This is a genomic window from Reyranella massiliensis 521 (assembly GCF_000312425.1).
GTDB classification, from domain to species: domain Bacteria; phylum Pseudomonadota; class Alphaproteobacteria; order Reyranellales; family Reyranellaceae; genus Reyranella; species Reyranella massiliensis.
In genome coordinates this window covers 1533224-1545716 of sequence record NZ_HE997181.1, presented here as the reverse complement: position 1 = coordinate 1545716, position 12493 = coordinate 1533224, and the positions used below count along the sequence as shown (strand labels likewise).

At 63.0% G+C, this 12493-nt stretch carries 10 protein-coding genes; 1 reads left to right on the top strand and 9 read right to left on the bottom strand.

Features of this window, described 5'->3' with window-relative positions:
* Window positions 1-94 precede the first annotated feature (94 nt).
* From BN60_RS07590 to BN60_RS07570, 4 genes are all read right to left on the bottom strand, one after another.
* Window positions 95-706: a polysaccharide biosynthesis/export family protein gene (locus tag BN60_RS07590; RefSeq protein ID WP_083856001.1), complete on the bottom strand. Its 612-nt coding sequence runs from the start codon at window positions 704-706 to the stop codon at window positions 95-97.
* Complete coding sequence (locus BN60_RS07585) at window positions 706-2055, bottom strand: outer membrane beta-barrel protein (RefSeq protein ID WP_177324778.1); 1350 nt, start codon at window positions 2053-2055, stop codon at window positions 706-708. Before BN60_RS07585 ends, BN60_RS07590 begins: the two co-directional genes overlap by 1 nt.
* 1334 nt (window positions 2056-3389) lie before the next feature.
* Window positions 3390-4574, bottom strand: coding sequence for a glycosyltransferase (locus tag BN60_RS07575; RefSeq protein ID WP_020695412.1), 1185 nt, complete (start codon window positions 4572-4574; stop codon window positions 3390-3392).
* On the bottom strand, window positions 4571-5758 hold the full coding sequence (locus tag BN60_RS07570; protein ID WP_020695411.1) for a glycosyltransferase: 1188 nt from the start codon (window positions 5756-5758) through the stop codon (window positions 4571-4573). The genes BN60_RS07575 and BN60_RS07570 overlap by 4 nt, the downstream gene beginning before the upstream one ends.
* 92 nt (window positions 5759-5850) lie before the next feature.
* On the opposite strand from BN60_RS07570, the gene BN60_RS07565 reads away from it, so the two are divergent.
* The gene (locus BN60_RS07565; protein ID WP_020695410.1) at window positions 5851-6909 is read left to right on the top strand and encodes a PIG-L deacetylase family protein; all 1059 of its coding nucleotides are present in this window, start codon (window positions 5851-5853) and stop codon (window positions 6907-6909) included.
* A gap of 6 nt (window positions 6910-6915) precedes the next feature.
* Here BN60_RS07565 and BN60_RS07560 read toward each other — a convergent pair whose 3' ends face one another.
* The 5 genes from BN60_RS07560 to BN60_RS07540 all read right to left on the bottom strand — a co-directional run bounded on the left by BN60_RS07560 (window position 6916) and on the right by BN60_RS07540 (window position 12469).
* The gene (locus BN60_RS07560) at window positions 6916-7593 is read right to left on the bottom strand and encodes a class I SAM-dependent methyltransferase (RefSeq protein WP_020695409.1); all 678 of its coding nucleotides are present in this window, start codon (window positions 7591-7593) and stop codon (window positions 6916-6918) included.
* Window positions 7593-8459: a glycosyltransferase gene (locus BN60_RS07555; RefSeq protein ID WP_202949792.1), complete on the bottom strand. Its 867-nt coding sequence runs from the start codon at window positions 8457-8459 to the stop codon at window positions 7593-7595. Before BN60_RS07555 ends, BN60_RS07560 begins: the two co-directional genes overlap by 1 nt.
* Before the next feature lie 212 nt (window positions 8460-8671).
* Window positions 8672-10060 carry a glycosyltransferase gene (locus tag BN60_RS07550; protein WP_020695407.1) on the bottom strand — a complete coding sequence of 463 codons (1389 nt, stop codon included), beginning with the start codon at window positions 10058-10060 and terminating at the stop codon, window positions 8672-8674.
* Entirely contained in the window at window positions 10057-10980 is a 924-nt protein-coding gene (locus BN60_RS07545) for a glycosyltransferase family 2 protein (protein WP_020695406.1), read from the bottom strand. The genes BN60_RS07550 and BN60_RS07545 overlap by 4 nt, the downstream gene beginning before the upstream one ends.
* A 19-nt stretch (window positions 10981-10999) precedes the next feature.
* Window positions 11000-12469: a hypothetical protein gene (locus BN60_RS07540; protein WP_020695405.1), complete on the bottom strand. Its 1470-nt coding sequence runs from the start codon at window positions 12467-12469 to the stop codon at window positions 11000-11002.
* Window positions 12470-12493 lie beyond the last annotated feature (24 nt).

Below are 12493 nucleotides of genomic sequence, written 5' to 3'. Positions count from 1 at the left end.
CGCCACGTGCCGGCCCCTTTGTCGCCGTCTACGCCATGAGCGGTCCCACACCGCTCCCCCCAAGCAAATAAACGACTACCCTTACGCTAAACTGTCAAAACCAACGCTCCGGCACCCGAATGATATCGCCCGGCCCCACCGGGGAATCTTCGTTTACCGCTTCCTCCTGCCCCAACGTCGCATTGAACCGCTGGATCGTGACGCGGGTCTTGGCCGCACGCCGCGTGTAACCACCGGCGATTGCGATCGCCTGTACCACATTGATGCCCGACACATAGGGAAACGAGCCGGGCCGCGTCACTTCGCCGATAATGTAGAATGGCCGCCGCGACACAAGATCGACGCTGAGCCGAGGCGAGCGCAGGTAGCCGCCGCTGCGATAGCGGTCGGCCAGCAGCGTCTCGATCTCGGGCGTCGACATGCCCAGAACCACGACGCGGCCCGCCATGCGCGGCGCAATCATGCCCGTCGAATCGACTTCGTACTCTCCCGACAACTCGGCATCCGACAGCACCACCACCCGCAATCGGTCGCCCGGGGCCACTCGATACTCGCCCAGCCGAAGGTTCTGCGTTCCCTGGGAGGGCTGTTGGATCGTCGCCGTGGAGGTCGGAGGCGTCTGCTCGCACGCCGAAACGGCCAAGCCTATCGCCACCACGAGGACCGCGGCACAACGGGAAAGAATTCTACTGAAAAACACCGGCATCACCGCTTGGCCACGAAACGAATTGAGAACTGATCGCGCGAGTACTGCGGCCCACCTGCACTCGGGTCACTGGTCCAGCCGGTCGTGTGCTCATAGAGCGGACCGATCGAGAGTTGCGGCCGGAAACTGTATTGGAGGCCGAGCGACGCCTTCCAATAATAGTCGGTGCGCGGATTGGTGTTGGCGACGCCCGCGGCGGGGTTGAAGTCCGCTGTATTGATCGAGGTTCCGCCGACCGCCGTCCAGGCATCATGGATTTCATAGGTGAAATCGACGCCGACCGTCGTGGAGACGTAATTCTGATAGGCGCTGTAAGCGGATTCGTTGATGGTCCGGCTGATCGATGGGCGGATGGTCAGTGGCTCGTAGCCATTCCAGGAACCGGACAAGCCAAACACGGTCGCAGGCGTCGAACTGCCATCGGCGATGTACGACAGCTGCTGATAGCCGATGAAGCCTTCCAGCTTGGTCTTTCGCCCGACTGTCCAGGTCGCACCGAAGTTCAGGCCCCAGCCGATCGAATCACGCGCCTGGCCAGCCGCGTTGATGTAAGTATCGTAGATGCGCTGCTGGAAGCTCGGCGCGACCCAAAGCGCGAGATCCTCGTTGACCTCGTATCCGAGCCGAATGCGCTGCTCGTATTCGGTACGATCACGGCTCGCTGCCGGCAAGCCACCGGCGGTAATAATGCTGTTGTCGTAGTACCAGTAGCGGGTCCCGGCGGCTGTAGCGCGATAGAAGAATCGATTGAACCGTTGGTAGAGATTGAACTCTACCGGAATCGTATCGACCACTGTCGGCGCTGTCGCAAACTCGGTGTTTGGTGTGCCGAGTGCCTCGGTCGCCCGCCGGGCAGCGATCATGCCGGTAGCATAGAAATCGTAGCGGATATCGAGCTTGCCATCGAACTGGAACAGGTAGTTCTGGTAGTTCTGGCTGGACGCCGAGGGATAGAAGCCGAAGCCGCCGTTGGCGAGCACCCTGACTTCATGCCTTATCCAATCGGAGCGAAGCTCCAGCGCCGGACGGATGTGCGTGTACATCGAACCGGAGGTCGGCGCCGGAGTGGCGAAGACGTTGCTGTCGTAGCCCACCTGGACGTCCAACGATGGGTAGAGCGTGAAAGCGCCGATCCCTATGCCCACTTCACCGCGAGTTGTGCCTTCGCCTGACCCCGAGGCGGGCACTCCAACGGGAAGATCGACTTGTGGTGTCTGCTCTTGCAACGTCTGGGCGGCCGGTGCCGGTGTCGAATCCTGAGCCTGCGCCACCGCGGTGGCACAGGTCAGCAGGACCCATCCCAGAACGGGGGACCAGACTAATTGCGAGCGACTCGCACTAATAGTCATGGAGCTGACATGCCATCCAGGAATGGGTCCGAGCGTCGGAGGAAAGAAATTCCAGCGCGGACTCAGAACGTCAGCTGCCGCTCGTGCGATTCTGCGTCGGCACATCGTACACAGGAGGCAGCTGCCCAGTCTGGCCAGGTGGGATGAACGTCGGCCCAGTCGGCGGCGGCGTTGTCACCGGGGTGAGTGGAGACGATGTCTGAGGCGGCGTAGAGCCGGGGCCGGACGTGGTGCCGGGAGGCGTCACGAGATTCACGATGCTGGCCAGTGTTGCCGGCGACGTACCGTTCGGACCGCCAAGCAACTGCGCCACCAGTTGGTTCATACTTCCAGGAGTTGCGGGGACGAAGGCCTCGGCGGGCAGAGGCCCGCCAGTCGGCCCGGCTGCCTGAAATGCCAAGCCGCCGAGTTGCGGCGGCATGCCTTCCAGCCCGCCCAGATTGCCGGGGGTCGGAGCCGTATTCTGCAGCGGCATGGCCGTCTGCAAAGGCCCGGAATTCTGAAGAGGAGCAGCGCTCTGCAAAGGAGCCGCTCCCTGCAACGGCCCCGTGCTCTGCAGGGGACCTGCCCCCTGTAGAGGACCAGCCCCTTGGAGCGGTCCGGCACTCTGCAAAGGCCCCGCGCTTTGAAGCGACCCCTGCTGGCCCTGCTGTGGATCGCCGGAAACATTCATCGGCGGCGCCCCACCCTGCAACGGCCCCGCGCCCTGAAGCGGGCCGCCTGCCTGCAGTGGACCGCTGCCCGCGAGTGGATTCGCACCTTGCTGCGGACCGCTGCCCAGCTGCGGCCCACTCGGCTGCCCCTGAGCAAGTTCGGGATTGCCTGACCGAGCTTGGGCAAGCTCCGGCGACGCCGGCAATGCCTGCGCCAACTCCGGTCCGCGCTGCCCATAAGCAGCCGTCGCAGAGAGAAGAACCGACAACGCAACAAGACCCTGCGTCTTGAGTGCAATATTAAACATAACACCCAACCCGATCATGCGGTGTTCCCACTTCACGATCATTTAGAAGGAGCTCTCGATTCTGCTTGGTCCGAATCGGCGCTTCCGAAGCGGTCCCACCCAAGTCTTGCACGTAAAATACAGATTCGCACGCAGGAAGCCAAGACCTCACGAAGCCTGCAGGCTTGGGCAAATCTCCTGTTCCAAGCATATCGACGCTCCTGCGAACCAAATTCCCGCACGAATACGGCATATCTGGGATCGTGGGCCGTCCCCGGCCTCATCGACAATCAGTTTTGATTACAAACCCTAAAACAGCACTCTTTGTGCAAATAAAATATCGATCTCTCAAAAGGAATAATATCACCAACCCTCAGTACATTACACGGCATTGTTACAGCGAATGCCTAGCAATATCATCGCCCTTCGAGCCCTCCGCGACGACCGAAGCCGCGGCTTTGTCAGCCACCCCCTCCAATACCGCCGCAAATCCCGCTGCGTCGCCGCAATCGACCCGCCAGTAGCCGGCTGGAGAAGGGCGGGCGAGCAGATCGACATCCGAGCGGGCGCTTCCGACAAAGAGCACCGGCTTTCCCGAATCCACGCAGGCGTAGATCTTCGAGGGCAAGACAAAGCCGACAAAAGCATCTCGCAAGGTGACGAGATGAGCGGCCGGCGCCCGCAAGAGCGCCGCCAGCTGCTTTAGCGGCACCGGCGGCGAGCGATGGAAGGGAAGCCCCCCGTCCTGAAACCTCGCAGCAAGCGCATCGGCACCGGCTCCTGTGGCACTAAGCCACAGGCGGACTCGCCCGCTCCCCAGCCGGTGATGGCGCTCGTAGCCAGCCGCAACAGTCTCCACCTCGTGGGCGACGCCGTAGTTGCCGGCATAGAGCAGGACGCAAGTACCCTCGAGTTCGCGGGGCAATGGCATCGCCTCCCCGCCGGCCTCGAATGAGACCGGCGAACCATCACGCACGAGTGTCATGCGATCGGCCGGTATGCCCGTTTCGGTGAGACGGCGGACTTGGTCCTGCCCCAGGACCTCGAAACCATCGACCCGTCGCCGCCAGAAATTCGTCAACGCCAGGATCAGCCCAAGCGCCCATGAGGGCCGCGGCTGGGCGGCGATCAGGCATTCGGGATGAAAATCGGTGATGCGGTAGACCAAACGCCCGCGCCACAGAAACTTCAGGGGCACGAGAAAGTGGATCAAGAACGGCGGCGAGCCGGTAAACAGGATGCCGTCAGCAGCGCGCAATCGACCGAACGCCGCTGTGAGCAGACGCAGATTGGCCGTAATGGTCCACCACAGCCGGCCGGCCAGAGACGCGCGCGGCACTGGTCGCGTCCGGAGGCGAATCTCGGTCAGCGTGCCCTTGCCCCTCGTGGTGCGCGTCGTCGAACCGGCAGCGGACGAGAGGCCGACAAGCGTTACATCGTGCCCCCTCTCTGCTAGCGCTTCCGCCCGCATTTGCATGTACTGGCCGACTGCCCCGAAATCCGGCGGCAGCCAATCTGCGATGATGACAAGCCGCTTCTCCGCGAGATCGAACGGACTGCGGGCAAGCAGCTCCATCATGCCGCGGCCCTCGCCCCCTTCGCCCCATCGACAATCGAGCGATAGAGGTCCGCCATCCGGCGCGCGATGGCGGGCCAGCCATAATGATCGATGACGTGGCGGCGCCCTGCCTCGCCTTTGCTGCGACAGGCTTCGGGATCGGCGAACAGACGATCCAAGCCTGCCGCGATCGCTTCCGGCGTCGGCTCGACGACGGCACCCGCGTCGATCTCGCGCACGATCTCCGACATGCCGACGTCGGGCGTCGCCAGCACCGGCAGGCCACGCCGCATTGCCTCGAACGCGGCAATGCCGAAATTCTCCGACAGCGACGTCATGGCGAACAGGCGCGCTGCTGCGAAAAGCGCTTCCTTGTCGGCACCACTGACATGACGCGACAGGATCGTAACGCGTTGCGCCACGCCGAGCCGCGTCGCCTCCGACGCAAGAAAGGCGGCATGACCATCAGCATCGTCGCCCGCGATCACCGCGCGCGCCGTTGGCACCAGACTGAGCGCTGCGATCAATCGGTCGAGCCCCTTCTCCCAACTGATCCGGCCGAAGGCCAGAACCATCGGCCCGCCGGCAATAGCCGCCGCCACGTCAGCCGACAAAGGCGCCGCACTCGGCGGCGGCGGATCGTCGACGCCGTGCGGAATCATGGCGATGCGCGGCAGGCGCCAGCCGAAACTCGCTATGTGGCTTGCCTCCACGGTGGATGTCGCATGGATCGCCGCGGCCGCCTCGAGGTTGGGTCGCTCGATCAGTCCGATCCAGGCTTCCTTCACCCATCGGCTCTTCCGCCGAATAAGCTCCGGCACGAGCATGCCTCGCGGCGAGATCACGTACGGAACATTGCGTGCCCGCGCCGCCCTTGCGCCGGCCAGGATGGGCCAAAGGTAAACGGCATGCAGATGGACGGCATCGAAACTCGCAACCGAAGCATCGAGTGCCTTTCGCATCGGCGGCGACCAGTAGAGACGGCGCAGGATGCGGCTTGGAAAGTAAGTGACCTTTACCCCTTCCAGATCGACAGGCTTCATCAGCGGCACGTCGCTGTCGGTGGGACCGTCGACGCTGGTCGTGAAGACCTCGACATCGTGGCCTGCCGCAGCCAGTTCGCGGCATAGCGCATGGACCGAACGGATCGGCCCGCCATATCTCACCGCAGGGAGGTAGGTCGGAACGACGTGAAGAAGGCGCAAGGGCTCGTCCAGGGCTTCGCAGGGCTTCGCAGGGCTTGATGTACTCGGCCGATTGATAGCATAGGTGTCACAGGGATGGGCGCCGCGATCGAATGAAGCTCAATATCGGGTTCCGGCCATCGATCGTGGTTGCGGCTCTGGCGGTCGTGGCCGCCCTGCTCTGGCTCCTCGCCTGCTCCGCGGGCACGGGGTCCGGCATCTTCTGGATCACCCTTCCCTTTGCGCTTTTCTACACGATGCTCCTAGGCCTCTCCGGCTTCTCGATGCTGCGGATCGCCGCAATCGAGCGCTGGATGGACTGGAACTCGCCGGGTCGCCTCCTCATCCTGGCCCCGCACGAAGACGATTGCGTGATTGCAGCCGGTGGGCTCGGCTTCAGGAACGCCCGCCTGGGCGGCGCCGTCCGCATTGCCTATCTCGCGCGGGACGAGAACCCCGGTTTGCCGGAGAGGCGCGCCGCCGAAGCGCGCGAGGCCTGGCGTCTCGCCGGACTCAGCGAGGACGATCTGCTGTTTCTCGACTTGATGCCGCCATTGGAAAGTCGCGATCCCGAAAAGCTCGACCGGGCGAGAGCCGTATTGCGGGACTTGATCGACGACTTCCGCCCGACCGCGATCGTCATGCCGGCCTTCGAGGGAGGCCATATCCATCACGACATGGTCGCCGCGCTGGTCGATTCCATCGTGACCCCGAACGATCGCTTCGATCTGTTCGAAGCTCCCGAATACAGTCCTTATGTGTCGCTGCTGAACACGCCCCATCGCATTCTGTCGCTTGCCGCGCGATGGCTCTTCCTTGTCGTCTATGTCGGCGAACCCGACAGCGTCGATCGGCGGCACGTGCTCAAGGTCAGACTCCATCCAGACGAACTCGCTGCCAAGCGGCGCATGCTTGGGGCCTTCGTCAGCCAGAACGCGCCGTCGCTCGTTGCGACCCGCAGCTATCCCGACCGGCTCACGGTGCATCGGCCGCCGCAATATCGACGGTACCCGTTCGACTTCGCGTCGTCCTATCTGCGCTTGGCTCTGGTCCTGCGCCACCGCCTACCCGCCTCGATCGTCGATCGCCTGCTGCCGGTCCAGCTCGGCACGATCGGCCGGATGGGCACGATCACCGACTGGGATGCCGAGCGCGGCGTCTCCGACCGCTGAGCCGCCTCAACGCCTCTCGTAGAACTCGAAGGCGTGCGGGTCGCCCGGAAACTCCTTCCGCACCCCCCAGGGTGTCTTGTCGGTCGGTACAAAATACGGTTCGAGCAGGCCGAGCTGGGAAAGCGATTGCGCCATGTCGCGGAGGTTCCATCCCACCAGGAGCAGGCCGCCCGGGCGCATGACGCCGTGGAGCACTTTCAGCAGCGCCCGAAGGTCATCCTGCTCGACGAGACCGTAGTCGCCATGTTCTGGGATACGGTAGGCCAGCACGCCACTGAGAACGATGCAGTCGAAAAAGCCGGGCGGCCTGTGCTGGCTGATCTGCTCGATAGGCGCCACGATATGGTGCTTGCTGCCCCAGACCTTGGTGGAGGGATTGCGGTCGATGGTCGTGTAGCGGTCCGGATCGTCAGCGAACAGCTTCTCGTACTGATAGGTGTAGACCGCCGTTCCGACGAACAGCACCTGCTTGTAGGAAGCGCTCACCCACGGCAGCGCTTCGTTCTGCAGGAACAGGCGCTCGGGGTTTTCGCGCAGCATCCTTTCGTATTGATCGTTCATGCCGACGATGCGCAGCAGCACGAACCGATGCAGCGGTTTGGGAACCAGCGACTTGGCATTGGGAAAGACGTCGTTCACCCAGTAGGCCAACCTGCTGAACAGACCCTTGAGACCACTAATCATCAGGACACTCCACCGAATCGGTCGACCAGGTCGAGATAGGCTTTGGCACGCTGCTCAAGCGTCAAACTCTCCACGATCATATCTCGTGGCGCGAATATCCCCGCCTCGACGCCAAACCAGAATTCGTCGAAAGCCGGCAGAAGATCGACGCCACTCTTGAACTTCACGCCGCAGCGCTCATCCCAGTAAGGCACCGACGTCACGGGCGCGAAACGCACGTGATGGGGCGCGTAGGCAGGGTCCTTCCAGAGACCGCCACGATCCCAAGCGAAGAGCGGAATGCCGGAAGACAGCATCTGCTGCGCCGCAATTCCCTGCGTCTCGTGATGGCTGAGATAGACCATCGAACGCGCGCGCCGGCTGAGCTTGTGGAGCTGTTCTTCGCGATAGGAACCATAGCGCAGCACCTGAAAGCTGAGATTGCGGCGACGCAACTCGGCGACCAGCGGCTCGACGATGGTGCGCAGGTACCGCGGGCGGTGCCATACGATCTTGTCGTAGATCAGGACATCGACATCCTTGTTGGCGCGCATCGACAATGACCAGCGGTCGGTGTCGATGCCCGTTGGCCAGGCGCTGACAAGCCCCGGCCAGACGGCCGAGAACATGCTCACTGTCCAGGCGCACGGCACCAGCACGCGACGGATCGGTCGTTGCCGCGGCAAATCGGGATTGTCGTTGGGATGATTGTAGATCGACGTTCCGAAAAGGATCGGCGTCTGGAGCGGCAGTTTGTTGAGGACGAACGGCTGACCGATCACACAGGCCAGTTCGTCGGGATTGGCTTGGAGATAGCGGAAATCATTGGCACGATAGCGCACGCCCAGCCGATCGAGCCCCGCCCGCAAATTGAGATACGCACGCATCGTACCGCCGGGCTGCTTGGGGCCTCGCAATGCCCAGCGTGCGACGCGGCGTGGATAGCGATCGAAGCGCGTCCATCGGTCCGCATCAGGCTCTTCATAGAATAGGTTGAGGGGCGGCCGAGTGTGCATGGCGAGACGGCGCAAACCTAAACTGCACTGCCACTGAGAACAAGAAATTGCGACCCAACGAAACAGGTCGATGCAGTCGCACCCTATCGGGCTTTCCCGGCGGTCCGTACCTTCCGTGCGGCCATGACGTCGAGATAGAGGGTCGCCATGTCGGAAGCGACATCGCCGATGGTCCGGCTCCGACGCATATTGCTCGACAGACGCGCGAGCTCGTCACGATTCGTGACCGCCTTGATCATCGTCTCCGTCCACGGGCGCGGATCGTCGAACGGGAGAAGCCAGCCATCCGTTCCGTCGCGTACGCGCTCTGCAATGCCGCCGAGATTGGCACCCATGACAGGGATCCCCAGCGCCTGTGCCTCCTGCACGACGATCGGTCCCGTTTCCATGTAGCGCGACGGCACGGCAAGAACGTCGATCGATTCCAGAAACTTCGGCACCTCTTCATGTTCAACGAGACCGATCATTTCGATCCGGGAGTCGCGCTTCGCCGCCTGCTCGATCGCATGCACATAGGCCGGTTCGGTGCCGGTACCGGCGATGCGCAGGCGGACGGGCAAGTCCTTCGGCACCCGTGCCAGGGCCTTGATGATCAAGTCCGCGCCTTTGTACGCTTCGAGGCGCCCCAGAAAACCGATGACGATCTCGCGACTGTCGTCGCGTTCGCGTACCCGTCGACTGCGTTCGACGAAGGTTTCACTGGCAGCCTGCGCCGACACGACGATTTTCTCGGGCGGGATCGCGTTGGCGACGAGAGCGGAACGTACCCATTGGCTGGGCGCCACGATGCGTTCGGAAAGCGTCGCCATCGACCGTAGTTGTCGTGCCTTGGTCGCCGCACTTGCCGTAATGGAGAGCAGCGCCGCGGCACGAGGAGACATTCGCGATATCTCGCTATCGGTCGCATCCCACTGCGGCAGCATCGACACCAGCCACGCCGCCGGCCCCGGAAACCCGCGATGCAAGGCCCAGCATCGCGCGCATCGCCGGGCGTCGATACGCCCGTCACAGGCTCCCTTGCCGTAGAGCAGCATCGTGCCGCGCATGCACAGCGCCGACGGCACATGCATGGTGACGATCGACGGGATCCCCATCCTCGCCACCTGCCGCAGGTGACCGAGGCCCGCGCCACTGGTCCACGAATGCAGATGGAAAATATCCGGCGCCGCCTCTTCCACGATATCCTGGAAAACCGAGCGGCGTCGCTGCGGAATCAATCCGGACGCGGGAATAGAAGGAACATTGATCGCATCGATCGGATAGCGCACGACATCGACACCATGCCACTTGTATCGGTCGTAACCCTCGTCCGTTGCCGCGATGATCGTGCCGTCGATCGCATGACGCGCCAGCGCCGAGACGAGGTCGCGGACATAGACTTCTGTCCCGCCGGTCGAATCGGGAAAGTAGAAGCCGACGCAATGGACGACACGCAGGCGCCGACCGCCGACCGGGCCATCAATCGACGTCATCGCCAGAAGGCCCCGAGACGCAACAGCCTCTCCGTCGTGGCGAAGCCCAGCACCCTGTAGGCGAGCGTCAGGACAGGCCGCACCGGCGGTTTGAACTCGGGGTCGAGCCGGTAGATCCAGTCGACGATCTCGGCGGCTTCCGCCGGATAGGCTTTGGCGAAGGTACGCACATTTGGCCACAGCACACCGATCGCCGCGCGCTTGCGGCGCAACGTCAGCTCGCCCCGTGCTTCTAGCATCGCCAGGACCTTGCGATAGATCGAGATGTAGGTCCAGTAGCCGAGATCGCGCTTGAAACCGGCCGTGTACTGCAGCCTTTCGCGACCATGGCGCCGGTGCACGAACCCCGGCTGCCGATAGACCGCCAGCTGCGGCTTGCGCATCGCGACCTCGAGGATGAACAGCCTGTCGTCGCGCAAGGCGAAGTCCTGCCGGTGTGGAATGTCGCGAACCAGGTCGCGGCGAAACAGGAACGCCGAATAGTGCGAGGACCAGACTTCTCCGAGTTGCTGTGCAATGAAGTCGTCGCTGTCGACCCACTCGTTGACTTGTCGGGCGCCGGTAGTGTCGTCGTGGTCTGCGTATCCCGCAACGACGATGTCGGCGCCGGTCTGCCGTGCAATATCGAGCTGGTCGCGGTTGGCCTGGGGCGTAAGCCAATCGTCGGAATCGAGGAAGCGCACATAGTCGCCGCTCGCCGACTCCATCGCCCGCTGCACGGCCCAGTCCTTGCCCCAGTTCTCCGTGCGAATGGCGACGAGATCGGACTGCGATTGAAGCCACTCCCATGTGCCATCCGTGCTGCCATCGTCGACGACGATGATTTCCACGTCGCAGCCAGCCGACCTGCAGGAGTCGACAGCTTGCGGCAGCGACCACAGCCGATTGTAGGTCGGAATGACGACGGAAATGTCGCTCATACGAGACGCGGCGGCGGCGTCAGGGTGTCGTCGTCCGCGGCAGACCGGCGCGCTGGTCGAGCCAATGCATGACGACCGGCAATGCGAACTTCGCGATCAGCGACCAGACCAGGAAGAACATCAGCATGGCGCCCAGCATCTTCGGCAGCGACATTTCCATGCCGACGCCGCCGGCGCTGAAGGCGAACGCCATGACGATACCTTCGCGCAGCATCCAGGGCAGCGATCTTGTCATGAAATACTTCATGACCAGCGCCAGCATCACGCCGATCACGAAGATACCAGCCAGCATGCCGGGGAAGCCGAGATCGACATAGTTCTCGGCCATGTAGCCGACGCTGATCGAGGTACCGAGCCGGACATACTCCATCGGATCGGCGCGCGTGAGGCGCATGTAGACATCGGTGTCGGAGAGAGGCGCCTTGCCGGGAAAGAGAACACGCGGCTGCAGGACGTGGGAGAGCGCCTCCCGCCATTGGCGCATCGGCACCGCCTCAGGGACGCTCTCGGCGACGCTGATTACCTGGCCGAAGACGTCGATATAGGCGAAACGAATGAGCAGTAGGTAGGATGTCTCGCCCCACTTCGTGTCTCCGATATTCAGCGCCTTGTCGCCGAGATAGGCCATGCGTTCGCCGAGCGGTACCCGGATCTGCTGGCTCTCGGTCTCGCCCGTAACGTAGTCGCGATACTCGACCTTCACCGATGTCCAGAACAATGCCAGCAGCAGGAGCAGCGCGAGCCAGGCGACGGCGGCGGCACTTGCTGTAAAGGTCCACTTGACGCGGGCCGCAATGGCCGCGAAGGCGACGTAGATGAAGACCGCGCGGAAGTCGGACAGGAACCCTGTAAAGCCAACCAGGATCTCGATGAAGATAGCGGCCAGCAAAGTCCCTCCGCCGCGCCCCGTCGTGAATACGTAAGTGCAGAGCAGGAACAGTGCGACGACCTTGACCTGCGATGCGGCAAAGAGCGGCTGATCGAGGCTACCCACCTGCCGCGAGAGGATATTGAAGAAGACAGAGGCCGCGATCGATCCGACATAGACGATGATCAGGTCCTGCGCGCGCCAACGCTCGTGGGCATAATAGTCTCGAGCGGTCGGCGGCTTGATGCCTCCCAGCACCAATCGGAAGGCAAGCGCCAGTACGACCAGACTGCTCAGCGCATACCAATAAGCCTGGAGCACATCGGGGCCGGAAATGCCGTTGGCCATCGATTCGCCGTCGAAGATCGACTGGAGCGCACGCGAGAATGTCTGCGCCCACTGCCACAGCAAAAAGAAGGCAACGCCCTTGGGCATGGTCGGCTGGCCGATGATCGCCAGCAACCCGAAGGGAGTTGCGGCACCGACGGCGTAGGCAAAGGAATCGGGAACGAACGGCGCGGCAAAAAGGTTGACGACCCCGAAATAGAAAGCGACGCGCCGCAGCAGCTCGAAATCGAGCCTGGGGACTGCGGGTGCCGGCATCGCTGTGGTGGTCGTCATCTTCCGATCGGGTACTGACTGCGC